This is a genomic window from Delftia sp. UME58, from assembly GCF_014170385.1.
Classification (GTDB): domain Bacteria; phylum Pseudomonadota; class Gammaproteobacteria; order Burkholderiales; family Burkholderiaceae_C; genus Comamonas; species Comamonas acidovorans.
Genome location: NZ_LZZV01000043.1, coordinates 11,979 through 36,820, shown reverse-complemented (window position 1 = coordinate 36,820; position 24,842 = coordinate 11,979). Strand labels below are relative to the sequence as shown.

The 24,842-nt window shown below is 69.0% G+C and carries 21 protein-coding genes and 2 pseudogenes; 10 read left to right on the top strand and 13 right to left on the bottom strand.

The window, feature by feature from the left end; translation table 11 throughout:
- Nucleotides 1-88: 88 nt before the first annotated feature.
- Nucleotides 89-1,309 carry an MFS transporter gene (locus A9976_RS12055; protein ID WP_183019205.1) on the bottom strand — a complete coding sequence of 407 codons (1,221 nt, stop codon included), beginning with the start codon at nucleotides 1,307-1,309 and terminating at the stop codon, nucleotides 89-91.
- A gap of 190 nt (nucleotides 1,310-1,499) precedes the next feature.
- On the opposite strand from A9976_RS12055, the gene A9976_RS12050 reads away from it, so the two are divergent.
- From A9976_RS12050 to A9976_RS31400, 6 genes and pseudogenes are all read left to right on the top strand, one after another.
- Nucleotides 1,500-2,222 carry an IclR family transcriptional regulator gene (locus A9976_RS12050; RefSeq protein WP_183019204.1) on the top strand — a complete coding sequence of 241 codons (723 nt, stop codon included), beginning with the start codon at nucleotides 1,500-1,502 and terminating at the stop codon, nucleotides 2,220-2,222.
- A gap of 242 nt (nucleotides 2,223-2,464) precedes the next feature.
- A complete protein-coding gene (locus A9976_RS12045) occupies nucleotides 2,465-3,916 on the top strand; it encodes an aldehyde dehydrogenase (RefSeq protein WP_183019203.1) in 1,452 nt (483 codons plus the stop codon).
- A gap of 14 nt (nucleotides 3,917-3,930) precedes the next feature.
- Complete coding sequence (locus A9976_RS12040) at nucleotides 3,931-4,824, top strand: NAD(P)-dependent oxidoreductase (RefSeq protein WP_183019202.1); 894 nt, start codon at nucleotides 3,931-3,933, stop codon at nucleotides 4,822-4,824.
- Between the two features lie 47 nt (nucleotides 4,825-4,871).
- Nucleotides 4,872-5,882, top strand: a complete 1,011-nt coding sequence (locus A9976_RS12035) for a tripartite tricarboxylate transporter substrate binding protein (protein ID WP_183019201.1) — start codon at nucleotides 4,872-4,874, stop codon at nucleotides 5,880-5,882.
- Between the two features lie 23 nt (nucleotides 5,883-5,905).
- Nucleotides 5,906-6,235 (top strand): hypothetical protein, encoded by a 330-nt coding sequence (locus tag A9976_RS12030; protein WP_183019200.1) that lies wholly within the window; start codon nucleotides 5,906-5,908, stop codon nucleotides 6,233-6,235.
- 191 nt (nucleotides 6,236-6,426) lie between these two features.
- Nucleotides 6,427-6,672, top strand: a pseudogene (locus tag A9976_RS31400) (amidohydrolase family protein); the annotation flags it as partial.
- Between the two features lie 33 nt (nucleotides 6,673-6,705).
- Here the strand turns inward: A9976_RS31400 and fahA are convergent.
- Genes fahA through A9976_RS12010 form a run of 3 tightly spaced genes read right to left on the bottom strand, consistent with a single transcriptional unit; the run spans nucleotide 6,706 to nucleotide 10,146 of the window.
- Complete coding sequence (fahA, locus tag A9976_RS12020) at nucleotides 6,706-8,034, bottom strand: fumarylacetoacetase (RefSeq protein ID WP_183019199.1); 1,329 nt, start codon at nucleotides 8,032-8,034, stop codon at nucleotides 6,706-6,708.
- Nucleotides 8,035-8,042: 8 nt separating this feature from the next.
- On the bottom strand, nucleotides 8,043-8,852 hold the full coding sequence (locus A9976_RS12015) for a cyclase family protein (protein ID WP_183019198.1): 810 nt from the start codon (nucleotides 8,850-8,852) through the stop codon (nucleotides 8,043-8,045).
- A gap of 43 nt (nucleotides 8,853-8,895) precedes the next feature.
- Complete coding sequence (locus A9976_RS12010) at nucleotides 8,896-10,146, bottom strand: MFS transporter (RefSeq protein ID WP_197956586.1); 1,251 nt, start codon at nucleotides 10,144-10,146, stop codon at nucleotides 8,896-8,898.
- Nucleotides 10,147-10,315: 169 nt separating this feature from the next.
- Between A9976_RS12010 and A9976_RS12005 the strand changes: the two genes are divergently transcribed.
- Nucleotides 10,316-11,029 carry a TetR/AcrR family transcriptional regulator gene (locus A9976_RS12005; RefSeq protein ID WP_183019196.1) on the top strand — a complete coding sequence of 238 codons (714 nt, stop codon included), beginning with the start codon at nucleotides 10,316-10,318 and terminating at the stop codon, nucleotides 11,027-11,029.
- A gap of 130 nt (nucleotides 11,030-11,159) precedes the next feature.
- Entirely contained in the window at nucleotides 11,160-11,645 is a 486-nt protein-coding gene (locus A9976_RS12000) for a hypothetical protein (protein WP_183019195.1), read from the top strand.
- Here A9976_RS12000 and A9976_RS11995 read toward each other — a convergent pair.
- Both A9976_RS11995 and A9976_RS11990 read right to left on the bottom strand, forming a co-directional pair.
- Entirely contained in the window at nucleotides 11,560-12,771 is a 1,212-nt protein-coding gene (locus A9976_RS11995; RefSeq protein ID WP_183019194.1) for a CaiB/BaiF CoA-transferase family protein, read from the bottom strand. The two genes, A9976_RS12000 and A9976_RS11995, sit on opposite strands and share 86 nt — an antisense overlap.
- A 20-nt stretch (nucleotides 12,772-12,791) precedes the next feature.
- Complete coding sequence (locus A9976_RS11990) at nucleotides 12,792-13,655, bottom strand: enoyl-CoA hydratase/isomerase family protein (protein ID WP_220808621.1); 864 nt, start codon at nucleotides 13,653-13,655, stop codon at nucleotides 12,792-12,794.
- A gap of 103 nt (nucleotides 13,656-13,758) precedes the next feature.
- Here A9976_RS11990 and A9976_RS11985 point away from each other — a divergent pair, with 103 nt between their 5' ends.
- Nucleotides 13,759-14,607 carry a LysR family transcriptional regulator gene (locus tag A9976_RS11985; protein ID WP_183019193.1) on the top strand — a complete coding sequence of 283 codons (849 nt, stop codon included), beginning with the start codon at nucleotides 13,759-13,761 and terminating at the stop codon, nucleotides 14,605-14,607.
- Nucleotides 14,608-14,631: 24 nt separating this feature from the next.
- On the opposite strand, the gene A9976_RS11980 is transcribed toward A9976_RS11985, so the two are convergent.
- From A9976_RS11980 to A9976_RS11955, 6 genes are all read right to left on the bottom strand, one after another.
- On the bottom strand, nucleotides 14,632-15,618 hold the full coding sequence (locus tag A9976_RS11980; protein ID WP_183019192.1) for a tripartite tricarboxylate transporter substrate binding protein: 987 nt from the start codon (nucleotides 15,616-15,618) through the stop codon (nucleotides 14,632-14,634).
- 75 nt (nucleotides 15,619-15,693) lie between these two features.
- A complete protein-coding gene (locus tag A9976_RS11975) occupies nucleotides 15,694-17,568 on the bottom strand; it encodes an acyclic terpene utilization AtuA family protein (RefSeq protein ID WP_183019191.1) in 1,875 nt (624 codons plus the stop codon).
- On the bottom strand, nucleotides 17,565-19,631 hold the full coding sequence (locus tag A9976_RS11970; protein ID WP_183019190.1) for a biotin carboxylase N-terminal domain-containing protein: 2,067 nt from the start codon (nucleotides 19,629-19,631) through the stop codon (nucleotides 17,565-17,567). The genes A9976_RS11975 and A9976_RS11970 overlap by 4 nt, the downstream gene beginning before the upstream one ends.
- A 14-nt stretch (nucleotides 19,632-19,645) precedes the next feature.
- A complete protein-coding gene (locus A9976_RS11965; RefSeq protein ID WP_183019189.1) occupies nucleotides 19,646-20,812 on the bottom strand; it encodes an acyl-CoA dehydrogenase family protein in 1,167 nt (388 codons plus the stop codon).
- A gap of 103 nt (nucleotides 20,813-20,915) precedes the next feature.
- Complete coding sequence (locus tag A9976_RS11960; protein ID WP_183019188.1) at nucleotides 20,916-22,526, bottom strand: acyl-CoA carboxylase subunit beta; 1,611 nt, start codon at nucleotides 22,524-22,526, stop codon at nucleotides 20,916-20,918.
- A gap of 120 nt (nucleotides 22,527-22,646) precedes the next feature.
- Nucleotides 22,647-23,216 carry a helix-turn-helix domain-containing protein gene (locus A9976_RS11955; protein ID WP_183019187.1) on the bottom strand — a complete coding sequence of 190 codons (570 nt, stop codon included), beginning with the start codon at nucleotides 23,214-23,216 and terminating at the stop codon, nucleotides 22,647-22,649.
- 14 nt (nucleotides 23,217-23,230) lie between these two features.
- Here A9976_RS11955 and A9976_RS11950 point away from each other — a divergent pair, with 14 nt between their 5' ends.
- Nucleotides 23,231-24,133 (top strand): DMT family transporter, encoded by a 903-nt coding sequence (locus A9976_RS11950; RefSeq protein ID WP_183019186.1) that lies wholly within the window; start codon nucleotides 23,231-23,233, stop codon nucleotides 24,131-24,133.
- Between the two features lie 108 nt (nucleotides 24,134-24,241).
- On the opposite strand, the pseudogene A9976_RS11945 reads toward A9976_RS11950, so the two are convergent.
- Nucleotides 24,242-24,820: pseudogene (locus tag A9976_RS11945) on the bottom strand (transposase); the annotation flags it as partial.
- Nucleotides 24,821-24,842 lie beyond the last annotated feature (22 nt).

The window sequence follows — 24,842 nt, the reverse complement described above, 5'->3', positions numbered from 1 at the left end:
GGTGCGGCGACGGCCGTTCGCAGAGCATGTATCGCCCGGAACTGCGGCAGGAGGCCATCCCTGCGAGCCACGCCTGCGCAAGGTTTTCTTAACCGCGCCCGGCCCATTCGGCACGCCACACCGCCAGGGCCGACAGCGCAGCGCTGGCTCCGGCCAGCAGGATGGACGGCGTGTAGCCACCCCAGATATCGAACAGCCAGCCCGCCAGGCTGCCCCCGGCCATGGCCGAGATACCGACCGCCACATACAGCGCCCCCAAAATGGCGCCCAGGTTCCGCGTGCCGAACCAGGTCGCGGCCACGGCGGGATACAGCGCGATGCAGCCGCCGTTGGCCGCGCCGAACACCAGCGCAAAACCGGCCAGGGCCACGAAGCCCCGCGCCATGGACCACAGCCCGCACAGCACGGCCAGGGACACGGTGAGCACCAGCAGAAAGCGCAGCGCCCCCATCCTGTCGCCCAGCCGGCCCAGCGCGAGGCGCCCCAGCACATTGCCCACGCCGATCAGTCCGATCAACCCATTGGCCTGCGCGGCAGACAACCCCTGCTGGCGTGCCAGCGGGTTGATGTGGATGAGGGCCAGGAACAGGCCGATGGAGCCCAGAAAGATGGCCGCGAAATACCACCAGAACCGGGCCTGCCGCGCCGCCTGGGCCAGGTCCATGCCCGGGGCGGACTGCCCGGCAGCAGGGACACCCGAATGCGGCACGCCATCGGGATGCAGCCCCAGTTCCTCAGGCCGGTCGCGCAGGCTGGCCGCAGCAGCCAGGCCGGCCAGTGCAATGGCTGCGGCATAGACCTGCATGGTCAGTTGCCAGGACAGGTGCTCCATGAGTGCGCCCGCCACCACGGGACCGAGCAGGGTACCCAGCCCGGTGCCCGCCAGCGCTATGCCGGAGGCAGAACTGCGCCGCAGCACGAACCATCGTGCAATGGTGGAGACGGCGGGCACATACACCAGGCCCACGCCCAGGCCGACCAGAATGCAGAAGGCGCCCAGGAACAGGACCAGCGATGACGACAGCAGGCTGCTGGCCACAAAGCCCAGCGCCAGCAGCACGATGCCGGCCGAGGTGACGGTGCGCACCGAGGTCCTGTCGCTCCATGCGCCCGAGAACACGCCTACGCCGTAGTAGATCAGGGCCGTCAGGGAAAAAATGGAGGCCGTGGAAAAGCTGCTGGCACCGAACTGGGCCTGGATGCTGGCGAAAAACGCCCCGAACGAATAGGCCGCGCCAAAGATCAGCGCCAGCAGCACATGGACGGCGCCCACGATGTACCAGCCCCGGAACAGTCTGTCTCGCCTCATTTGCATCTCCTTGGTGTGGCATGACTCTAGTTGTCTAGACATGCTTAGACATTAGGTATCAACCCCAGGACTACAGAACAAAGAACGGAGTTGGCCAGGACGGCGCACCTGCAAGGCCTGCAGCGCTCCAAAGCCGGCATACGATCGGCCTTCCGTACCTTGTGCAAACACCCCGCTTTTTTGACACTCCATGTCCACCATTGCCCCCGCCGAAGCCACCGAAAAGAACGACGGCGTCGCGGCCGTAGACCGCGCGCTGCACATTGCAACGGCCCTGGCCCATGCCAACCGGGGGCTGACGCTGACGGAGCTGTCGCACGTCACGCAGATGTACAAGAGCACGCTGCTGCGCCTGCTGGCCTCGCTGGAGCGCGCGGGCCTGGTGATGCACCGGGCGGACAAAAAATACGCGCTGGGACCGCTGGCCTTTGTGTTGGGACGCTCCTTCGAGCAGACGCATGGCCTGCAGGGCGCCATCGAGCCCGTGCTGCAGTGGCTGGTGGACCAGGGAACGGAAAGCCCGTCGTTCCACGTGCGTCATGATCAGCAGCACCGGCTTTGCGTCATGCGCCTGGACTCCCACCACTCCACGCTGGACCGCGTGCGCGTGGGGGATCTGCTGCCGCTGGCGCGCGGTGCGGCGGGCAAGGTCATCACCACGCTGGAGGCGGGCCTGCCGGCGTCCCCCACGCAGGCCGATCTGATCTTCACTTCGTTCGGCGAACGCGATCCGCTGTGTGGTGCGATTGCGGCGCCGGTGTTCGGGCCGTCGGCCTCGCTGCTGGGTGCGATCTCGGTGTCCGGGCCGCTGGAGCGCTTTTCCGAGCTGGCGGTTGAAGGCATGAAATCCCTGGTGATGGGCGCTGCCCGGCGCGCCACCGAAAGCCTGGGCGGGAACTGGCCTCTGGCCTGACGACCACGGCCTTTCTGCGCACGCGGCGCAGCTTCTCCCCTCCTCCTCTTCCCGTCTTTCCTGCGCACCCGGCCTGGCGCCCGGTGCGCTGCCCGTGCTTGCCTGCCTGCCGCTTTTACCGCCAGGAATATTCATAAAAACAGAACAAAAGTTCTGACAGTGAAAACACCAATACTGATTTTTGCGACATCGACCCTAGAATTCGCAAAAACAGAACCATTGTTTTCTCTGAAAGAACTTTTATGACACAACCCCACCCTTTGCTCATCGCCGGGCAGGACCGCGGCGGCGAGCAAGGCATCGCTGCGCTGCTTTCGGTCAACCCGGCCACGGGCGCTCCCAACCACGAGGTGGCCGCGGCCGGCGCGGCGCTGGTTGACGAAGCCGTTTGCAATGCTGCCCAGGCCGTGCGCCAGCGCAGCTGGGCGCAGATGCTGCCCATGCACCGGGCGCGCATCCTGCACGGCATGGCCGAACGCATGGAGCGCGACAGCGAGCGGCTGGCACGGCTGCAGATGCAGGAAAACGGCAAGGTCTGGAGCGAGTGCGTGAAGCAGGTGCACAGCGCTGCCGCCACCTTCCGCTACTACGGCGCGGTCTGCGAGGCCACGGGCGCCGAGGTCACGCCGCCGCGCGGCAGCTACCTGTCGATGACGGCCTACGAGCCCTATGGCGTGGTGGCCGCCATCACCCCCTGGAACTCGCCGCTGACCATGGAGGCCCAGAAGATCGCCCCGGCACTGGCGGCCGGCAATGCCGTGGTGCTCAAGCCCTCCGAGGTCACGCCGTCCACGGGCCTGGCCGTGGGTCGCATTGCGCTGGAGGCAGGTCTCCCGCCGGGCCTGCTCAATGTGCTGCCGGGCACGGGCACCCAGGCCGGCGGCGCCCTGGTCGCCCATCCGCTGGTGCGCATGGTGTCGTTCACGGGCGGCACGGAAAGCGGCCGGCGCATCGCCGAGGTGGCGGCGCGCAAGCTCATGCCCGTTGCGCTGGAGCTGGGCGGCAAGTCTCCCCACATCGTGTTTGCCGATGCGGATCTGGACGCCGCCGTGGCAGCCGTGGCCGACGGCATCTTCGAGGGCAGCGGCCAGTCCTGCGTGGCGGGCTCGCGGCTGTTCGTGCAGCGAACCGTTCTGGATCAGGTGGTGGGCCGCTTGCTGGAGCGTGCCCGCGCACTGCGCGTGGACCTGCCCGATGCCCCCGGCGCCCAGATGGGGCCGCTGGCCAGCTTTGCCCAGCGCGACCGGGTGGAGCGCATGGTGGAAGCGGCACGCGCAGCGGGCGCCGAGATTCTTGCGGGCGGAGCACGGCCCGACGCATCGCACCTGGGTGCGGGAGCCTACTACCTACCGACGGTGATCGCCGGCATTTCCAACAGCGCGCGCATCGCCCAGGAGGAAATCTTCGGCCCCGTGCTGTGCGTGCTGCCCTTCGATGACGAGGACGACCTCGTCGCCCAGGCCAACGACAGTGCCTTCGGCCTGGCCTCGGGCGTATGGACGGCCGACTACCGGCGCGCCTGGCGCGTGGCGCGCGCGCTGGAGGCGGGCACGGTCTGGATCAACACCTACAAGCAGCTGTCGGTGGCCACGCCTTTCGGTGGCTTCAAGGACAGCGGCCTGGGCCGCGAAAAAGGCGTGGGCGGCATGCGCCTGTACCAGCAGCCCAAGGGCATCTACTTCGCCATGGAATGAGCAAGGACAAGCACATGACCCCCGACGACAAGAACACCATCGGCTTCATCGGCCTGGGCGTGATGGGCGAGCCCATCTGCCGCAACCTGGCAAAAAAGAGCGGCGCCCCCGTGGTCGCCTTCGACCTGGACCCCGCGCCCCTGCAGCGCCTGGCCGCCGATGGCGTGCAGGCCGCAGCCAGCGCGGCCGAAGTGATGGCGTGCGCCGCCACCGTCTTCCTGTCCCTGCCCTCGGGCGAGGTCGTGGCCCGGCTGTGCCGCGAGCCGGGCGGGCTGCTGGAATCCGCCCGCGCAGGCCAGACCCTCGTGGACCTGAGCACCTCCCCCGTGGACACCACGCGCGCCCTGGCCCTGGAGTTCAAGGCACGCGGCGTGCAGTTTGCCGACGCGCCCGTGGCCCGCACGCGCGCCGCGGCAGAGGCCGGCACACTGGCCGTGATGGTAGGCGCCGAGCCCGCCCTTTTCGAGGCCCTGCGCCCGCTGATCGCCACCTTCGCCTCGGACATCGCGCTGTGCGGCCCCGTGGGCTGCGGCCAGGTGCTCAAGATCCTCAACAACATGGTGCTGTTCGAGACCGTGGTGGCCTTCAGCGAGGCCAAGGCCATTGCCGAGAAGGCTGGCGTCGATCCCGCCGTGCTGTTCGAGACCCTGTCCAAGGGCTCGGCCGACAGCTTTGCCCTGCGCAACCACGGAATGAAGGCCGTGCTGCCGGGCGAGTTCCCCGAGCGCGCATTCTCGGTGCGCTACGCGCGCAAGGACTTGACGTATGCCTTGCAGCTCGCCCGGGAAGCCGGCGTGGACGCACGTGGCGCCGCCGTGGTCGATGCCTGGTTTGCCCAGGCCCTGGACAGCGGCCTGGGCGAGCAGTACCACCCTGTGATCAGCCGGCTGATCGCAGGCCAGCACTGACCGCAGGGCGGCAGCACGGAAAAGACAAGAACCCCAAGGAGACAGACATGCCATTCCCCACACGCCGCCGCGCACTGCGCTGCGGTCTGGCCGCCGCATTGGCGCCTGCACTGCACCCGGCCCTGGTCCACGCCCAGGAACGCACGCAGGACCGCATCGCCAGCTACCCCACGGACAACGTGCGCATGGTCGTGCCCTATGCGGCCGGCGGCGCCACCGACATCGTGGCCCGCGCCGTGGCCGAGAAGCTGCATGCGCGCTGGAGCAAACCCGTGGTCATAGACAACCGCCCCGGCGCCGGCACCACGCTGGCCGCGGCCCAGGTGGCGCGCGGCCCGGGCGACGGGCATCTGCTGTACATGACCACCTCGGCCCACACCATCAGCTCCACCCTCTACAAGAAGCTGGACTACGACCCGCTCAAGGATTTTGCGGCGCTGAGCCTGATCGCCAAGGTGCCCCTGGTGCTGGTGGTGCGCCCGGACCTGGGCGTCGGCGACCTGGCCGGCTTCATCCGCCATGCGCAGGCCCAACCGGACAAGGCCAGCTTTGCCTCGCCCGGCAATGGCACGGCCCAGCACCTGGCCGGCGAAATGTTCAACACGGCCACGCGGTCGCGCCTGGTCCATGTGCCCTACAAGGGCGACGCCCCGGCCATCACCGACCTCATGGGCGGCTCGGTGGACGCCATGTTCGCCACCCTCACCGTGGTGCTGCCGCATATCGCCTCGGGCCGGCTCAAGGCCATCGCCCTGGCCAACGGCCGCCGCGTGGAGAAGGTGCCCGCCATTCCCACCTTTGCCGAATCGGGCCTGGCCGGATTCGAGGCCGCCACCTGGTTCGGCGTGCTCGCGCCGGCCTCGCTGGCACCGCCACTGCGCGAACGCATCGCCCAGGACCTGCGCGCCGTGGTCGGCCAGCCCGAGCTGCGCGCACGGCTGATCGACCTGGGCGGCGAAGTCGTGTCCAGCACGCCGGCCGAGTTCGATGCCTTCATGCAGGCCGAAACCCGCAAATGGCAGGACATCGTCAGGCAGTCGGGCGCCGCCATCGGCTGACGGGCCACCGGGAACAACACGCCATGGACACGCCTGACACGTATCTGCTGAACCAGCGCTTTGCGCACATCGCACCGGCCGTCAATGCCGACGCCCACCTGGTCCACCGTGGCCGCACGCTGACGGGCGCGCTGCTCGTCGAGATCGGCGACACACCCCATCTGCTGCGCCTGGAAGCTGGCCGCATCGCCGCCGTGCAGCGCCGCTTTCCGCTGTTCCAGGAGCGGCTGCTCACCATCCGCGGCAGCGCCCGCGCCTGGCAGGCGCTGTGGCAGCCCGTGCCCGAGCCCGGCTGGCCCGACCTGTTCGCGCTGACCAAGCGCGGCGAGATGCAGGTGGAAGGCCAGCCATGAACGCATGCATCGAACCCATCGTCGGTCGATACGTCCATGTGGACATCCTCGGCCAGTCGCACCGCATCCACTTCGAGGAAAGCGGCCAGGGCGCGCCCCTGCTATGCCTGCACACCGCCGGCGCCGACGCGCGCCTGTTCCGCCACCTGATGTGCGACGAGGAGATCACGCGGCGCTTTCGCGTCATCGCCTTCGACCTGCGCCACCAGCCACCCAACTCCCTGGAACTGGCCATGGCCTGGGGACCGTACATCCGCGCCTGCATCGACCTCTTCGGCCCAGAACGCTGCATGTTCGAAAGCAACTTCCCCGTGGACAAGGGAACCTGCAGCTACCAGGTGCTGTGGAATGCCTTCAAGCGCATTGCGACGGGCATGTCGCCGGACGAGAAGGCCCTGCTGTTCAGCGGGACGGCGGCGAGGGTGTACCGGCTCGAACAAGCCGTTCCTGTGCCAGCGCCCCTGCGGCAGCTAGCCCTGCTCCCTCGCCGCCTGCACCGTCCCCCGGCACTCCCCGAACCCGATGCGCGCGGCTCCGGACTTCTCGCACCAGCCGCGCAGCAGCACCGTGTCGCCATCGTGCAGGAAGCCGCGCTGCTCTCCACCGCCGATGTCCACGGGGCTTTGCGCGCCCCGGGCCAGCTCGATCATGGCGCCCGCCTCGCCAGGGCCTGGGCCCGAAATCGTGCCGCTGCCTATCAGGTCGCCCGGCTGCAGGTTGCAGCCGCCCGCCGTGTGGTGGGCCACCATCTGGGCCATGCTCCAGTACTGGTGGCGAAAGCTGGTGCCGGACAGCCGGGCCGGCCCTCGGCCCCGGGCGCGCGCCTGCTCGCTGTGAATCCACACCTCCAGCTGGATGTCCAGCGCGCCGGCCGCACGGTTGCCTGCCGACTCCAGGTAGGCCAGCGGCTGCGGATCTCCGGCAGGCCGTGTCCAGGCCGTGCGAAAGGGCGCCAGTGCATCCAGCGTCACAATCCAGGGCGACACGGTGGTGGCGAAGTTCTTGGCGTGGAAAGGCCCCAGCGGCGCCATCTCCCAGACCTGGATGTCACGCGCAGACCAGTCATTGAGCAGGCTGATGCCGAATACATGCTGCTCGGCCTGCGCCAGCGGGATGGGCCGGCCCTGCGCGTTGCCCTGCCCTATCCAGAATCCCAGCTCCAGCTCATAGTCCATGCGCGCGCAGGGCTGGAACACCGGGGTGGAGCCGCCAGGCGGCAGGAACTGGCCCATGGGGCGGTGGAAACGCTGGCCGCTGACGCCGATGGAGGACACCCGGCCATGGTAGGCCTGGGGCAGCCAGCGGAAGTTGGCGGGCACGTCCGCATCGGGATACATGATGCGCATGCAGTTGAGCGCATGGTCCAGCGAGGTGTAGAAGTCCGTGTAGTCGCCTATGCGCGCGGGCAGCGTGTACTCGGCATCGGCCTGGGGCACGAGGCAGCGGCGTACCTGTTCAACGCGCGCGGCCCCGGCCTGTTCGTGGAGCAGGCCGAACAGCGCATGCCGCAGCGCACGCCAGGCCTGCGGCCCGAGCGCGAGGAAGTCGTTGAGGGCCGGCTGCGCCGCCGCGCCCAGCGCCTGCCCCGCCAGGCCGTCCAGCACGCCCGCGGAGCCCAGCGCGGCCAAGTCCAGCACCTGGTCGCCTATGGCCACGCCGCCGCGAAAAGCCTGCCCGGTGCCCTGCGGGCGGAACACCGCGAACGGCAGGTTCTGGAGGGGAAAGTCCGTACCGGCCGCCTGGGCCGACTCCAGCCAGCTGCGCGCGCCGGCTTCATGGGTGGGGTCAAGCTCGATCATGGCACCCCTCAGGCAGTCTGCGCCTGCAGCGCCTCGTCGAAGATCGCCACGGCGCGCGTCCAGCCGGCCGAGGCGCCACGGATCTTGTGCGGAAAGCAGCTGATGTAGAAGCCGTCCGGCGGCAGCGCCTCCAGGTTGTGCAGCTTCTCTATGTGGCAGTAGCCGATGTCGCGCCCGGCCTTGTGGCCTTCCCAGATCAGGCTGGCATCGTGCGTGGCCGCGTACTTCTCGGCCGTGTGGACGAAGGGCGCGTCCCAGCTCCAGGCGTCGGTGCCTGTCAGCCGCACGCCGCGCTCCAGCAGGTACATGGTGGCCTCGTAGCCCATGCCGCAGCCGGACGAGACATAGTCATTGCCGCCATAGCGACTGCCCGCTCGGGTATTGACCACCACGATCTCCAGCGGCTGCAGTGCATGGCCTATGCGTCGCAGCTCGGCCTCGACGTCGGCGGCCGTCACCACATAGCCATCCTCGAAATGGCGGAAGTCCAGCTTCACGCCAGGCTGGAAGCACCACTGCAGCGGCACTTCGTCAATGGTGATGGCGGGCTTTTTCTTCCCCAGCGCCTTGTCCATGGTGCTGTGAAAGTGGAAGGGCGCATCGAGGTGCGTGCCGTTGTGGGTGGACAGCGTGACCTTCTCGACGGCCCAGCCCTCCCCGTCGGGCAGGTCTTGCTTGCGCAGCCCCGGGAAGAAGGGCTCGATCTGTTCGACCGTGTTCTCGTGCGTGAAGTACTGGATCTCGGGCCTGAAGGCCGGCGGATCGGAAACGACATCGTTCTCCAGATAGATGGACAGGTCTACAAAGCGGCGTGGCACGGTGGGGTCTCCTCGGGTTGGAATAAAAGAAAAGGTCTGGAACTCAACGCGCGGGCAAGGCTGTGGTTACGGCCACGGCGCCGTCGCGCGGCAGCAGGGCCACCACCACGGCGGCCACCAGGAACAGGCCGCCGCACAGCGCAATCCCCATGGCAAAGCCCAGGCTGGCCGAAAGCGAACCCAGCGCCAGCGGCGCAAAAGCGGAAATGCCGCGCCCCACGTTGAAGCAAAAGCCCGTGCCCGTGGCGCGCAACTGCGTGGGAAACAGCTCGGCGAAATACGAGCCCATCAGCCCCGCAAAGGCCATGAAGAAGGCGAACGCCGGGCCCAGCCACAGCAGGACCGTGTGGTCCGTGGCCTGGATGTACAGCGGCAACGCCAGCCCCGTGCCCACCAGCGACAGGATCACGGCCCGCTGCTTGCCGATGCGGTCGGCGATCAGGCCGAAGGCGTTGTAGCCCACGAACATGCCCACGTTGAGCAAGGCCATGAAGCGCGCCATGGTGCCCACGTCCAGGCCGCGTTCCTTGACCAGGAAGGTGGGCAGCCAGGTGCTGGCGCCCCAGTAGGCCGCAAGCGCCAGGGCCGACGTCAGCGTGCCCAGCACCGTGACGCGCAGCAGGTCCGGGGCGAACAGCGCCGCAAGCCCCGGCGCGGCGGCGCCCGACGCACCAGCGGTGGCCAGGCCGTGACCGCCGCGCTGCCTGCGCTGCTCCAGCCAGGCCTGGGACTCGGGAACGCGCAGCCAGACATAGGCGATGGCGATCAGCACCGCCGCGCCGCAGACGAAGAACAGCACGCGCCAGCCATGCGCGGGCAGCACATAGGCCGCGGCTGTCGCCGCCAGTGCCGCGCCCACCGAGAACGAACTGAGCACGAAGGACGTGGCCCGGCCGCGCTGGTGCGCGGGCCAGGTCTCGTTCACATGGGCGGCCGCCGTGCTCCAGACGCTGCCCAGGCCCAGGCCCGCCAGGAAACGCAGCACCAGAATCTGGCGCCAGTCCGTGGCGGCTGCGATGGCCATGGTCAGCAGGCCGAAGCTGGCCAGCGAAAGCAGCAGCGCCTTGCGGCGGCCCAGGGCATCGGCCACCGGCCCCATCACCACGCCGCTCAGCCCTATGCCCAGCAGCGTCGCCGTCACCAGCAGCCCCGCCTGCGTGGGCCCGATCTGCAGCGAGGCCGTGATGGAGGGCATGGCAATGGCCAGGATGATGATGTCCACGGCATCGAACATGTAGCTGAGGAAATAGCCGATCAGCACACGCCACTTCAGGGCGCTGGATGAAGAGTTCACGGTCTTGTCTCCCGATGAGGTAGTGGCTTGTTTGTGCAAACTGTACGATCGTACAGTCAGTTTTTTCATAGGGACAACCATGAGCCTCTGCCACGCATGCTCAAGTCGGGCGCCGTCAGGCCCGCATGCTCCCGTTTCCCTACAATCGCGCCTGCACCAAGGAAGACGCATGCAAGGCAGATCGACGCCGAAGACGAAAAAAGCCCCGGAGCCCCTGCAAAGCGGCACCTCCGTGAGCAAGCGCGAGCGCATACTGGACGCGGCCGAGCGCCTGTTCGCCGAAGGCGGTTTCGACGGTGTGTCCATGCGGAACATCGCCGCGGCGGCCGGGGTCGGACTGCCGCTGATCGTCTACCACTTTGAAACCAAGCAGAACCTGTACCGCGCCCTGTTCGACCGCTACAAGGCCGTGCTGGATGCCCGCCTGGCCGCGCTGCGCCAGCCCCTGGCGCCCGGTGGGGACCCGCTGGTGCACATCGTGCGCGCCTTTGTGCTGCCCGTCATGCAGGCCCAGGGCAGCGAGGCCGGGCTGGCCTACGCCAGGCTGATCGCGCGCGAAACCTCCGATCCGCGTGAGGCCGATCGCGGTATCGTGCAGGACTACTTCGACCCGTTCGGCATGGAGTTCATACGCGCCATAGAACAGGCCCTGCCCCGACAGAACCACGACTACGCGCACTGGGCCTATCTGTTCGCCGTGGGCGCCCTGGTCATGAGCGTCTTCGATCGGCGCATTGAACGCCTGTCGGCCGGCACCATCCGCGCGGGTGACATAGAGCACAAGGCCGAGTACCTGGTGACCTTCATCGTGGCCGGCATCCGGGCGGGAAGCCTCAATCCGGACACAGGCACAACACTGCCGTGTTCTGGCGGAAGCCACTGAATTGGCCGGCATGCGCCCATCCTCCCGACGACAGCCGCTGCCACCACCTGAACAGCCTCCAGCGCGCCTTTGGCAACGCATGGCATGTGGAGCCTTCATTGCCGCCCTTGCCTGCGGCATGGGCGCGGCCATGGTGCGCCATCCGTTCGGCACAGTCGTGGTGATCACGGTGGTGGCTGGTTTGGCGGCCTGGACGAGCAGCCGCCACAAGACCAGGCTGCAGGCCATTGCCGCAATGCGTGAGGGAGAGTCGATCTGCGGCTTTGCGCGCTCCTTTGACCTGCGCAGCACGGACCCGCTGGTGGTGCGCGCCGTCCATGAACAGATCCAGCATGAACTGCGTGGCAGCCGAGCGGGCTTTCCCGTACGCGCATCGGACCGGCTCGGCAAGGAACTGGAAATCGACGACGACACCCTCGACATGGAGCTTGTCCCCGCCATCGCCCGCCGCACGGGCCGCTGCCTGGATGACACCCAGACCAACCCCTGCTACGGGCGTGTCCATACCGTTTCGGATCTTGTGCAATTTTTCAACCACCAGCCGGAGCGGCTTCAGGGCCTGCCGACTGCCGCAGCACCCCGCTGTCCAGCAACTGGCCGATCTGCCCGGCCGTGAACCCGGCCTCCGCCAGCACCTGCACACTGCTCTTGCCTATTTCCTGGGGCCGCAGGCGGTAGCTGGCCGGGGTGCGGTCCAGCTTGACCGGTGAGGCCACGGACCGGAAGCCGTCCACCTCCGCCACCATGCCGCGATGGGCGGTGTGGGGATGGTCCAGGGCCTCGACCACGTTGTGGATCACGCCGCAGGGCACGCCCGTGGCGACCAGCTTCTCGAACAGCGCCTGCGCATCGAAGCGGGCAAAGGCGGCCTCCAGGTCGCGCTTGAGTTCGAAGCGGTGCACGGCCCGCTGTGCATTGGTGGCATAGCGTGGGTCGCTGGACAGGTGGCCATGGCCCACGGCTTCGCACAGGCGCTGGAACTGGCCGTTGTTGCCCACGGCCAGGTAGATGGGGTCGGTGGCCGTGGCGTAGGTGTCGTAGGGCGCGATGTTGGGATGGCCGTTGCCCGATCGCTGGGGTGCACGGCCCGTGAACAAGGTGTTGATGGAGTGCGGGTACAGCGAGAAGATGGCGCTGTCGTACAGGGCCGATTCCACCGACTGGCCCAGGCCGCTGCGCTCGCGCTCGTGCAGCGCCATCAGGATGCCGATGACGGCGTTCAGGCCCGTGGTCACGTCCACGATGGGCACGCCCATGCGCGTGGCCACGCCATCGGGGTCTCCATTGATGCTCATGAGGCCGCTGAGCGCCTGCACGGCCGCGTCGTAGCCTGGCAGGCCGCCCAGCGGGCCGGTGGCGCCGAAGCCTGTCACGCGGCAGTGGACCAGGCGCGGAAAGCGGTCCTTGAGCAGCTGCGCGTAGCCCATGCCCCAGCGCTCCAGCGTGCCGACCTTGAAGTTTTCGATCAGCACGTCTGCGTCTTCCAGCAGCCGCATCACGACTTCGCGCCCTTCGGTCCGCGACAGGTCCAGGCAGACCGTGCGCTTGTTGCGGTTGATGCCCGCGAAGTAGGAGGCCATGCCGGCCGCGTCGAAGGGCGGGCCCCAGGTCCGCGTCTCGTCGCCGTCGGGGCCTTCGATCTTGAGCACGTCGGCACCGTGGTCGCCGAGGATCTGCGCGCACAGCGGCCCGCCGAGCACGCGTGAGAGATCGATCACCTTGAGTCCGTCCATGGCAGCCATCGCAAGTCTCCTTGAGTGTTTCAAGTGCCCAGGTTCAAGCCAGCAGCCTGGTTCCAGCTGGCCGGCCGGCGCTCGCGTGCGGCAGCCACGCCTTCGGGCGCTTCCGAGCGCATCTGCCGTGCAAACAGGTCGGCGGCCGCGTCCAGGTAGCCTTGCAGCGCCTCGCTGGCCGGCAGCGGCGCCACGGGCAGCCCGCCCAGCAGGCGTTTGGTGGCGGCCGAGGCCTGGGGCGCGGTGGCCACGATGGAGCGCAACACGCGCCGGACCAGGGGCATGAGTTCCTGCGGCGATTCGGCCAGGTAGTCGAGCAGGCCGATGCGATGGGCCTCGGCGGCATCGATGCGCTCTGCCGTCAGCACCAGGCGGCGCGCCGCCTGCAGGCCCAGGCGCGCGGCCACGAAGGGCAGGATCTGCCCGGGCACCAGGCCGATGGACGCCTCGGGAAAACCGAACCGGGCCAGTGGCGAGCCTATGGCGATGTCCACCGCACAGGCCAGGCCCGCGCCACCGCCCATGGCCGGCCCCTGCACACAGGCCATGGTGACCTGGGGCACGCGGGACAGCTCGGTGAGGAAGTCCCCGTAGCGGCGATTGCCGGCCGCGATGGGGTCGCGGCCATCGCGTCCTGCCGGCGCGTCCAGCCGGTCCTGGAGATTGCCCAGGTTGCCTCCGGCACTGAAGGCCGTCCCGGCGGCCGTGAACACGATGGCGCGCACGCCTGGCGCCTGCGAGGCTTCGCGCACGGCCTGGGACAGCGCCTGCACCGTGTCCGCGCCCAGCGGGTTGCGGGCCTCGGCCCGGTTCAGGTGGATGGTGCAGACAGGCCCGTCTATGGTGCGGAGCACGCAGGCGGGCGCGGCCTGGTCTAGGATGGCGTCGGACATGGTTTCCTCCGATGGAATGCGGCGTTCAGACAAGAAAGAAGGCCTTTGAAGGCCGGCAAGGAGACAAGGTGCACCCGACCACATGGCAGGGAGCGGCCACGCGATGACGGCCCGCAACCTCGACATCAGCCTGCTGCGCACCTTCGTGGCCGTGGCGGAGCGCGAGAGCTTCACCAATGCCGCCGAGAAGGTCTACCGCACCCAGGCAGCGGTCTCGCAGCAGATGCAGAAACTGGAAGCCCTGCTGGGCTGCGCGCTGTTCGAGCGCGTGGGCCGGCGCAAGCGCCTCACGACCGAGGGCGCGCGGCTGCTGGAATACGCGCGGCGCATGGTCAGCCTCAACGACGAGGCCTACCGCGCCATCACCGAGGAGACCTTCTCCCACCCGGTGCGCATAGGCGTCTGCGCCGACGCGCTGGACGCCCTGCTGCCCGCCTACCTGGAGCTGTGCGCCGAGAACTTTCCCAAGCTCAGCATCGACATCCAGGTGGGGCGCAGCCGCTGGCTGGCCTCGGCGCTGCGCCGGGGCGACGTGGACCTGCTGGTGGACATTGCCGCCCATGCGGGCTTCGAGCAGCTGGTGCTGCGTACCTCGCCCGTGGCCTGGATCGCGGGTGCGCGCTACCACCACCAGGCCGGCAGCTCCGTGCCGCTGATCCTCATGGACAACGCCTGCCCGTTTCGCAGCAGCATGGTGCAGGCCCTGGACGAGGCCGGCATCGGCTGGCATGCGGCCTTCCAGACTTCCACCCTGGCCGGTGTGCGTGCCGCCGTGCGTGCGGGCCTGGGCATCACGGCCCGCACGGTGGAGATGCTGGCCCCCGACGTGCGCGTGCTCGACCCCCAGGTCCGCCTGCCCGCCCTCGCCCCCATGCGGTTTCACCTTTACTGGCGCGCCGACGCGCTGGACGACAGTGCAAGAAAGGTGCTTCATCTGATCGCTCCGCGTTGAGTCGCCATGGCGCATTGCCCCGGCTCAGGGGGCCGTCATGCCCGCCTCGGTGATGATCCGCCCCCACAGCCGGGTATCGCGCTCCTGCAGGAACAGCAGGTGCTCGGGCGACACGGGCGTGGGCACCAGTCCCTTGCCGACCAGGAAGTCCTTGCCCGCCGCGCCGGACAGGGCCTCGCCCACCCATTGCGACAGCAGGACCGAGACGGCGGGCGGCGTGGCGGCCCTGGCGCTCCAGACGGCGATCCAGGAACTCACGTCGAAGTCGGGGTAGCCCAGCTCGGCCACGGTGGGCACATCGGGCAGGCTGGGTATGCGCTGGGCGCTGGACAGGGCCAACGCATGCACCGTGCCGGCCTTGACCTGGGGCAGCGCCGTGAGCATGTCGCAGAAGTAGTAGTCGAATTGCCCGCCGATCAGGTCCGTCATGGCCTGGGCGCTGCTTTTGTAGGGCACGTTGACGGCATTGATCCGGGTGAGCTGCTTGAAGCGCTCGCCCGCGATGCGCCCGCCCACATTGGCGCTGGCGAAGGACAGCTGCGTTCCCTCCCTGCGCGCCCAGGCCAGGAAGTCGGTCGCCGTGGCCTGGGCGATGCGCCGGGGGTTGACCAGCATGGCATAGGGCGTGGTCGCCATGGTGGCCAGCGGCGTGAAATCGCCCTGCGGGCTATAGCCCAGCTTGCGGTAGATGGTGGCGTTGGCCGCATGCGTGGACGATCCCGACACCAGCAGGTTGTAGGCATCGCCGGGCGCGCGCAGCACATACTCGGCGGCGATGTTGCCGTCCGCGCCGGGCCGGTTCTCCACGATGGCGGGCTTGCCGCCGCGCTGGGCGATGGCCTCGCCCACATAGCGCGCAATGCTGTCCGAGGCGCCACCCGCTCCGTAGGCGACGACGATGCGCACGGGCTTGTCCAGCCGGCTGCCCTGCGCCAGGGCCAGCGGTGGCAGCGCGGCCACCAGGCCCGCGGCACAGCCGCCCCGCAGCCAGGCGCGGCGGGACCAGGGCATTGGCATGGGCCTGAACGTGCTCGGGCCGCAGCCCTCTGGGGTTTCCAGTTCCTGCGTCTGCATGATCGATCTCCTTCACAGTGATGCGCCGGGCGCGCGGGCGGCCACGGGCGGGCCCTGGGGAGCCAGGGCCCGCGGGCAGTCGATTTCCATGTCGAGCAGCATCTGGGCATAGCACTTGCCCAGCGGATCGGAGCGCAGGCTGCAGGAGCCGCCGCCGCCCAGCGCCTGGCGCAGCACGAAGTTCAATGCGCCCAGGCCAGGCAGTTCGTAGCGCGTGACCGGCCCGCTGGCCAGGTGGGCGAAGTAGGCCTGCACGCGATCGGCGCTGGCCTGTTCGCGCAGCACGGGCAGCCATTGCGGTGCACGCGCCATGAGGCCGATGTTGGCGTCGTCCCCCTTGTCGCCGCTGCGGCCATGGGCGATCCAGCCCAGCGGCACACGCACGGTGTCCTCGTCGGACGGCATCGCGGCGGGAGCCTCCGCCACGGCGGCCTCATCAGCGATGGCTGACGCCGCCCCATCCGCCGTAACCGGGACCGGTACCGGGACCGGCAAGGCATCGGCCGCCGCCTGGCATTGCACGGCCACGGCCGCCTTGGGCAGCAGGAAGGAGGCGGTGCGGATCACGCTCTGCACCTCGGACCGGCCGCCGAAGTGGCTGCGCGTGCCCGGCCCCATGGAGGTACCGGCCGAGGAGGCTTCCTTTTGCAAAAAGCCCAGCGCGCGCCGGTCCGCATGCCGCGCGGCAATGCGCAGCACGATCTCGCGGCTGTCGGCCACGCGGCGGTGGGGGCCGTACATGGACTCGGCGCCCAGCAGTTCCACCAGCGTTTCGCCATAGTCGGCAAAGCCCGCCGCACGCATCTGCACACGGGTGCGCGCCAGCAGCGCCTGGGCCGTGCGGCGGGCCTTGTCCATGGCGCGCTGGCCACGGATGGCCATCATGATGGCGATCTGCCAGCCCTGCTGGTAGGTGGCCGTGACCTTGTAGCCCGGCCCTGGCGCGCGCCCCCGTGCACCGCCGACGCGCACGCGCCCGCCCTCGCCGCCATGGCCAGCCAGGTCCTCGATGCGCACCTGCGAGAAGTCGCAGACCACGTCGGGCAGCGCATAGGCGCAGGGATCGCCTATCTCGTAGAGCAGTTGCTCGCCCACGGTCTGGCGCGTGACCAGGCCGCCGCGCCCTGCGGGCTGGAACAGCTCGAAGCCGCCATCGGCCTGCATGCGCACCAGCGGATAGCCGATGTCGGCCCAGTCGGGCACGGACTCCCAGTCGGTGAACAGGCCGCCCGTGGCCTGGGCGCCGCATTCGACCAGGTGGCCGGCCAGGCTGGCCTGGGCCAGGCGGTCGTAGTCGTCCATGCGCCAGCCGAATTCGTGGATGGCAATGCCCAGCAGCGCCGCACTGTCCACGCAGCGGCCCGTGACCACGATGTCGGCGCCGCCGTCAAGCGCACGGGCAATGGGCCCGGCGCCCAGATAGGCGTTGGCCGACATCAGCGGCGGCAGCTGCGCGGGCAGCGGCTCCTGCAGCCAGGGCTCGAAGTCCGGCTGGCGTTCCAGCACATCGTCGCCCGTGACGATGGCGACCTTGACCTGCACGCCCTGCTCGCGCGCAAGCGCCAGGATGGCATCGCGGCAGCCTGCGGGATGCAGCCCCCCCGCATTGGAGACCAGGCGCACGCCCTGGTCGCGGATGGCCCTCAGATGCGGCCCGACCGCTGCCGTCACGAAGTCGGTGGCATAGCCCAGTTCGGGCGAGCGCAGCCGTGCGCGCTGCAGGACGGACATGGTGGTCTCGGCCAGGTAGTCGAACACCAGGTACTGCAGGCCCGGCTGCTGCAAAAGCTGGGGCACGGCCATCTGGGAGTCGCCCCAGAAACCCGATGCACCGCCGATGAGCACCGTGTGCTGCGCGGGCCGGTCCGGGAGGATGGAGGGGTTCATGACAGCTCCTTGTCTTCATCGGCACGCACTTGCAGCAGCACCTGGCCCGCGGCCAGCTGCATGTCCGGGCGCACGCCCAGCGCCGCGATGCGGCCCGCGCCGGGCGCGGCCAGCGGCATTTCCATCTTCATGGACTCGATCACCAGCAGGGTGTCGCCCCGCTCCACCCGCTGGCCCTCGTCCACCAGCACGGCGATGACACGGCCGCTCATGGGCGCGCGCACCTGCCCTCCTCCGCCCGCACTGCCGTGGCCGGCCTCGAAGCGCAGCAGGCGCTCGAACACGAAGCTGTCCGCACCGTCCTGTACCCAGAGCTGCCCGCTGGCGTCCTGGTGGCAGTGCAGCGGCCGGTACAGGCCGTCGACCTCCAGCCCCAGCAGGCCCGTCCGGGGCTCCCAGCGCAGATGGCCCAGTTGCCAGCAAGCGGAGACAGAAGCGGCCGCAGGCGCAGGATCGGTGGCACCACGCGCCATGGGCGGCGGGCCATCCTCACAGGCCAGCTGCAGCCCGCCCCCGGCGTGGCTCAGCGTATAGCCCTGCGCCGGGGATGGCGATGCCGGGTGGCTGGCATCGCGCAGCCACAGCGACCGGCCCGGCAACCGGTCCGTGATCCGGCCTGTGATCCGGCCCGCAGCGATGGCGCCTGCCGCCGGGCCGATGCCGCCGCCCAGCAGCAGCGCGGCCGCCGCGCGCGCATGGGGCGAGGGTGTGCGCCGCCAGGGGTCCTGCCCCAGGTCCTGGCACCCCAGGAAGTCCGTGGTCACCTCGCCTGCGGCGAACTGCGGATGCGCCAGGCAGCGGCGCAGAAAGCCCAGGTTGCTGCGCACGCCCAGCAGCGCCGTGCGTTCGCAGGCCTGGCGCAGGCTGGCCAGGCAGGCCTCGCGGCTGTCGCCCCAGGCCATGAGCTTGGCCACCATGGAGTCATAGAAGGGCCCGATTTCGGTGCCATCTTCCAGGCAGGTGTCGGCACGCACCTCGGGCGGCGCGCGCCACAGGCCCACCGTGCCGACCTGGGGCAGATAGCCCTGCCAGGGATCCTCGGCACACAGGCGCAGCTCGATGGCATGGCCGCGCAGGCGCACGTCCTGCTGTGCCAGCGCCAGCGGCTGGCCTTGGGCGATGCGGATCTGCTGCTCCACCAGGTCCAGCCCCGTGACCAGCTCGGTCACGCCATGCTCCACCTGCAGGCGCGTGTTCATCTCCATGAAGTAAAAGCGCCGCTGCGCGTCCAGCAGGAACTCCAGCGTGCCCGCACCCGTATAGCCGATGGCCTCGCAGGCCTTGCGCGCCACCTCGCCCATGGCCTGGCGCAGCGCCTCGTCCACGGCGGGCGACGGGGCTTCCTCGATCAGTTTCTGGAAGCGCCGCTGGGTCGAGCAGTCGCGCTCGCCCAGGTGCAGGCAACGGCCATGCTCGTCGCACAGCACCTGCACTTCGATATGGCGGCCGTTCTCTATGGCGCGCTCCAGGATGATCTCGTCCGAGCCGAAGGCGCTGGCCGCCTCCGACCGCGCCTGGCGCAGCAGCGCCTCCAGTTCATCTTCGCGGCGCACCACGCGCATGCCCCGGCCACCACCGCCCGCCGCAGCCTTCAGGATCACGGGAAAGCCGATGCGCCGCGCGGCCTCCAGCACCTGGCGCGCATCGCCATGGGCCGCCGCCCCGGGCACCGTGGGCACGCCTGCGACCTCCATCGCCTGCTTGGCCCGGGCCTTGTTGCCCATCAGGTCGATCACGCCCGGCGAAGGCCCCACGAACACCAGCCCCGCATCGGCCACGGCCTGCGCGAAGTCCGCGTTCTCGGACAGGAAGCCATAGCCCGGATGGATGGCCTGGGCGCCCGCGCGCCGGCAGGCCGCGATCAGCGCCGCGCCGTCGCGGTAGCTCTGGTCGGCAGGCGCAGGGCCTATGTGCACGGCCAGGTCGGCAAAGCGCACATGGGGGCTGTATGCATCGGCATCGGAATACACGGCCACGCAGCGCAGGCCCATGCGCCGCGCCGTGCGCATGATGCGCAGTGCGATCTCTCCACGGTTGGCGATCAGCAGGGTGTCGAAGCGCATGGCTGGCTCCCCGCTCAATCCGCACGCCGGGGCAAGGTGCCCATGTGCTTGCAGATGATGGTCAGCATGATTTCATCGGCGCCGCCGCCGATGGAGATCAGCCGCAGGTCGCGCCAGGCGCGCGAGACGCTGTTGTCCCAGGTGAAGCCCATGCCGCCCCAGTACTGCAGGCAGGAGTCCGTGACCTCGCGGCACAGGCGCCCGGCCTTGAGCTTGGCCATGGAGGCCAGTTGCGTCATGTCGCCGCCGCCCATGTGGACCTGGGCCGCGCGATAGATCAGCGAGCGCAGCAGTTCCACCTCGGTCCTGAGCTCGGCCAGCCGGAAGTGCACGGACTGGTTGTCGAGGATGGAGCGCCCGAAGGCCTGCCGCTGGCGCGTGTACTCGATGGTGTCGTCGATCACCTTGTCCAGCGCCGTAACCCGCCGCGTGGCACCGCTCAGGCGTTCTTCCTGGAACTGGCGCATCTGGTAGGTGAAGCCCTTGCCCTCCTCGCCGATGCGGTAGCGCTGGGGCACGCGCACATCGTCGAAGAAGACCTGGGCCGTGTCCGAGGCCCACATGCCCACCTTGCGGATCTTCTGCATGCTGATGCCGGGGCGCAGCCTGCCGTTCTCGCGCAGCGGCACGCAGATCAGCGACTTGTTGCGGTGCACATCGCCTTCGCTGGTATTGGCCAGCAGGCACATCCAGTCGGCCTGGGTGGCGTTGGTGATCCACATCTTGGAGCCGTTGATGACATAGTCGTCCCCGTCCTTGCGCGCCGTGGTCTTGAGCGAGGCCACGTCCGAGCCCGCGCCCGACTCGGACACGCCCAGGCAGACCACCATGTCGCCCGCCACCGTGGGCTTGAGAAATTGCTGGCGCAGTTCGTCCGATCCGAAGTGCGTGAGCGCGGGCGTGGCCATGTCCGTCTGCACCGCAATGGCCATGCCCACGCCGCCGCTGCTGATGCCGCCTATGGCCTCGCAGAACGCGATCTCGTAGCTGTAGTCCAGCCCCATGCCGCCATATTCCACGGGCTTGTTCACGCCCAGCAAGCCCGCCGCGCCCAGCTTCTTGAACACCTCGTGGGCGGGAAAGATCTCGGCCGCCTCCCATTCCTCGACATGGGGCTCTATCTCCCTGGCGATCAGCCTGCGCACGCTGTCCTGCAGGGCGATATGGTCGGAAGTCATCATGCTGTGCTCTCCTTGGTGGGCTGTGAACTTGCGAAGCCGGGCCCGCGCGGCATGGGCGCCGCGCCACCGGGCAGGAAGGGATGGCAGGGCCGCCCTCAGCGCTCTAAAGGCGGGCCACGCCGAACTGCACGGGATGCAGGTCGCGCCTGCGCGCACCGGCCGCCGTGGCCAGCGCCATGGCCAGCCAGGCGCGTGTCTCGCGCGGGTCGATCACGCCGTCGTCCAGCAGCAGGCTGCTGGTGTGGATGGCGCCCGACTGCGAGTCGAAGGCATGGACGATGTCCCGGTCCTGGGCATCCAGCGCCTGCGTATCGGGCTCGGCGCCCGCGCGCCGTGCGGCGGCCTCGGCCACCATGCGCATGGTCATGGCCGCCTGCTCGCCGCCCATCACGGCCGTGCGCGCGTTGGGCCAGGAAAACAGCAGGTCGGGCCGGAAGGCGCGCCCGCACATGCCGTAGTTGCCCGCTCCATAGGAGGCGCCGCACATCACCGTGAAGCGCGGCACGGGAGCATTCGACAAGGCCTGGATCAGCTTGGCGCCATGCTTGATCATTCCGGCCTCCTCATGGCCGCGCCCCACCATGAAGCCCGTGATGTTCTGCAGGAAGACCAGGGGCCGGCCCAGCTGGGCGCACAGCTGTATGAACTGCGCGGCCTTGTTGGCGCCGTCGCTGTCCAGCGGGCCGTTGTTGGTGAGCAGGCCCAGCTCGCGCCCTTCGATGGCCGCGTAGCCGCAGACCGTCTGGGCGCCGAAGGCCTCCTTGAAGGCATGGAAGTCCGAGCCGTCCACCAGCCGCGCGATGACCTCGCGCATGTCCACCGGCGTGCGCGTGTCGGCCGGCATGATCTGCAGCAGCTCCTCGGCATCGTGGCGCGGTGCCCGCCAGGCGGGGGCCGGCGCATCGGTCCAGCCTATGCGCGCCATGATCTCGCGCACCCGCATGATGCCGTCCAGGTCGTTGTCGGCCAGGTAATCGGCCAGGCCCGAGGTGGCGGCATGCATGTCGGCGCCGCCCAGTTCCTCGTCGCCGGCCTCCTCGCCCGTGGCGGCCTTGAGCAGCGAGGGCCCTGCCAGGTAGGCGCGGGCCTGGCCGCGCACCATGACCACATAGTCGGACAGCCCCGGCAGGTAGGCGCCGCCAGCCGCCGAGGAGCCATGGATCAGCGACACCACGGGCAGCCCTGCCGCCGACAGCCGCGCCAGGTTGTAGAACATGCCGCCGCCCACCAGGAAGCGCTCCACCCGGTACTTGCGAAGATTGCCGCCCGCGCTCTCCACCAGCTGGATCAGCGGAAGCTTTTGCGCCAGCGCGATCTCCTGCGCCCGCATGAGCTTCTGCCCCGTGAGCGACTGCATGGCGCCGGCGCTGATGCCCGCATCATTGACGGCCACCATGCAGCGCACGCCCGAGACATGGCCTATGCCCGTGATCAAGGCGCTGCCGGGCACGCTGGTGGCGGGGTCCGGGTCCTCCAGGCTGCAGTAGCCGGCCAGGGACATCAGTTCATGGAAAGGCCTGTCGGCATCAAGCAGGTGCGCCAGCCGCTCGCGCGGCAGCAGCTTGCCACGGGCATGGAACTGCCGCGCCGCGCGCGCCGAACGCTGCACGGCGCGCTGCTCCAGCTGCCGCACCTCGTCCAGGCGCTCCTGCATATGGCGGCGGTTGCGCTGCGCTGCGTCTTCCAGCCCGGGGGGCTGCACTTTGGCATCCATGGCTTGTCTCCATTGCTCTGCTTATGGATGGCCATGATGTCAGAGGCTTGCGCGCAGTTCCAACAACAAGTTCAGGGCTGCAAGGATAAGAAACTCTTATGGATCAGACTCCCTGCCCACTCAGGAGATCACATTGCGGATGAAGCGCGTCACGCCTTCGTGCAGGTTCACATAGGCGTAGTCCTGGGCACTGCCGTAGATGGCGTAGTCGCCGGCCTCGATGGTCATGGGGCCTTCGCTCAGGTCCACCAGCAGGCGGCCCTCGATCACCACGATCATCTCGTGCCAGCCTTCGGGATCGGGTTCGGCCTGGTAGCGTTCGCCGGGGCCCAGGGACCATGACCACAGTTGGGCCTCGCGCGTAGCGGGCACACTGCCCAGCAGCATGGCCTGGCTTTCGGGCCGGCTGCCGCGCCAGGCCATGGCGTCCATGCGCAGGCGCTGCGCGGCCGGGTCGCTGACGATTTCGATGAAGCTGGCGCCCAGCGCGTCGGCCAGCCGGTCCAGGCTGGACAGGCTGATATTGGTGTCTCCCCCTTCCAGCTGCACGACCATGCGCCGGCTCAGGCCTGCGGCCTCGGCCAGGGCCGCCTGGCTCAGGCCTGCACGCTGGCGCAGGCGGCGCAGGTTTTCGCTGACGAAAGCCAGGACATCGGAGCGCTCGCCAGCGCTGTGCAATATACTTCTCATATGATGTGCGCAATATGTTGCACACATCATCATCTCACAGTTCGCGCACGCCGCTGTTGAGCCGGCAGGAGCTGGCCCTGATCGCCGTCACCATGGTCTGGGGCGGCACCTTTCTCGTGGTCCACCTGGCCATGCAGTACAGCGGGCCGCTGTTCTTTGTGGGCCTGCGCTTTGTCACGGCGGGTTTGATCGGGCTGCTGGTGTTCCGCAAGGCCATGGCCGGGCTCACGCGCACCGAACTGGTGGCAGGCATCGCCATCGGCGCCAGCATCTTCCTGGGCTATGGCCTGCAGACCTTCGGGCTGCAGACCATCAGCAGCAGCAAGTCGGCATTCCTGACGGCGCTGTATGTGCCGTTGGTGCCGCTGCTGCAATGGCTGGTCATGGGCAAGCCACCGCGCCTGATGAGCTGGATAGGCATCGGGCTGGCCTTCACGGGACTCATGCTGGTGGCGGGGCCGGAGTCCGGCGGCATGGAGTTGAACGTGGGCGAGATGGCAACCATGCTGAGCACGCTGGCGATTGCGGCCGAGGTGCTGCTGATCGGGCATTTCGCGGGCAAGGTCGATGCGCGGCGCGTGACCACGGTGCAGTTGCTGGCGGCCGGCACCATGGCGCTGCTGGCCATGCCCGTGGCTGGCGAGTCGGTGCCTGATTTCTCGTGGGTCTGGCTGACGGCCGCCGTGGCCATGGCCTGCGCCAGCATCCTGATCCAGCTGACCATGAACTGGGCCCAGAAATCCCTGTCGCCCACACGCGCCACCGTGATCTATGCCAGCGAGCCGGTCTGGGCCGGCATCGTGGGACGCATGGCCGGCGACCGGCTGCCGGGGCTGGCGATTCTGGGGGCCGCGCTGATCGTGGGCGGGGTGCTGGTCAGCGAGCTGCGCCTGGGCAGGCAAGCACCCGAGCGGTAACGCCATCCAGCTGCGGCCCCCACGCCCGGGCCGCACCATCTCCAGCGTCTCCTTGCCGCAGGCTGGTCCGCGCCCCGCCTGCGACCAATTCCCCCACGCCGCCCGGCAAACGGCGGGGCGCATGCGCTTGAACTGCTTGGCGTGCGCATAACGCCCGAGCTGCGCGGCCAGGCGCGGGGCCACCCGGTTGTAGTTCTGGCGCAGCCGCAGTCCGTGGTCTTGCGCTGCCTTGACCAGGTGCTGGCGGCTCTTGTCCAGCAGTCGGCTGTCGGCCTTGGGCATGCCGGTGGTATCCACGATCACCTGCTGCGTGCTGGCCTTCTGGATCACGCCGCCACGGGCGGCGTCGATGCTGGCGGCCAGCAGCGTCTCCACGCCTTCTTCTCCCACGCGCTTTCTCCAGCGCGTCAGGCTCGACGGCCAGTACGGGTCCTCCGCCCAGGTGTTCACCACGGTTTCGTCGGAGGCATCGAAAGTGTGCTGCAGGTACAGCAGCCCTGCGATCAGGCGCGGCGGCAAGGCGGGCCGGCCACACGCAGAAGTGAACGAGACCGCGAACGAGCGCTCGACCTCGGGCCAGTCGATCAACGCCGCCAGCTTGACCAGCGGGTGAGGCATGTTGATCTGCTCGTCCAGCCGTGGACGGAACAACTCGGCCGTTTGCGGCTGTGAAGGCTTTGGCCCCATGGGAATCCTTGGTGGAATTTGC

Bases quoted from the DNA above. Each gene is read 5' to 3' on its own strand.
- A9976_RS12055 (WP_183019205.1), bottom strand. From the start codon at position 1,309: ATGAGGCGAGACAGACTGTTCCGGGGCTGGTACATCGTGGGCGCCGTC.
- A9976_RS12050 (WP_183019204.1), top strand. From the start codon at position 1,500: ATGTCCACCATTGCCCCCGCCGAAGCCACCGAAAAGAACGACGGCGTC.
- A9976_RS12045 (WP_183019203.1), top strand. From the start codon at position 2,465: ATGACACAACCCCACCCTTTGCTCATCGCCGGGCAGGACCGCGGCGGC.
- A9976_RS12040 (WP_183019202.1), top strand. From the start codon at position 3,931: ATGACCCCCGACGACAAGAACACCATCGGCTTCATCGGCCTGGGCGTG.
- A9976_RS12035 (WP_183019201.1), top strand. From the start codon at position 4,872: ATGCCATTCCCCACACGCCGCCGCGCACTGCGCTGCGGTCTGGCCGCC.
- A9976_RS12030 (WP_183019200.1), top strand. From the start codon at position 5,906: ATGGACACGCCTGACACGTATCTGCTGAACCAGCGCTTTGCGCACATC.
- fahA (WP_183019199.1), bottom strand. From the start codon at position 8,034: ATGATCGAGCTTGACCCCACCCATGAAGCCGGCGCGCGCAGCTGGCTG.
- A9976_RS12005 (WP_183019196.1), top strand. From the start codon at position 10,316: ATGCAAGGCAGATCGACGCCGAAGACGAAAAAAGCCCCGGAGCCCCTG.
- A9976_RS12000 (WP_183019195.1), top strand. From the start codon at position 11,160: ATGGTGCGCCATCCGTTCGGCACAGTCGTGGTGATCACGGTGGTGGCT.
- A9976_RS11995 (WP_183019194.1), bottom strand. From the start codon at position 12,771: ATGGCTGCCATGGACGGACTCAAGGTGATCGATCTCTCACGCGTGCTC.
- A9976_RS11990 (WP_220808621.1), bottom strand. From the start codon at position 13,655: ATGTCCGACGCCATCCTAGACCAGGCCGCGCCCGCCTGCGTGCTCCGC.
- A9976_RS11985 (WP_183019193.1), top strand. From the start codon at position 13,759: ATGACGGCCCGCAACCTCGACATCAGCCTGCTGCGCACCTTCGTGGCC.
- A9976_RS11980 (WP_183019192.1), bottom strand. From the start codon at position 15,618: ATGCCCTGGTCCCGCCGCGCCTGGCTGCGGGGCGGCTGTGCCGCGGGC.
- A9976_RS11975 (WP_183019191.1), bottom strand. From the start codon at position 17,568: ATGAACCCCTCCATCCTCCCGGACCGGCCCGCGCAGCACACGGTGCTC.
- A9976_RS11970 (WP_183019190.1), bottom strand. From the start codon at position 19,631: ATGCGCTTCGACACCCTGCTGATCGCCAACCGTGGAGAGATCGCACTG.
- A9976_RS11965 (WP_183019189.1), bottom strand. From the start codon at position 20,812: ATGATGACTTCCGACCATATCGCCCTGCAGGACAGCGTGCGCAGGCTG.
- A9976_RS11960 (WP_183019188.1), bottom strand. From the start codon at position 22,526: ATGGATGCCAAAGTGCAGCCCCCCGGGCTGGAAGACGCAGCGCAGCGC.
- A9976_RS11955 (WP_183019187.1), bottom strand. From the start codon at position 23,216: ATGAGAAGTATATTGCACAGCGCTGGCGAGCGCTCCGATGTCCTGGCT.
- A9976_RS11950 (WP_183019186.1), top strand. From the start codon at position 23,231: ATGTTGCACACATCATCATCTCACAGTTCGCGCACGCCGCTGTTGAGC.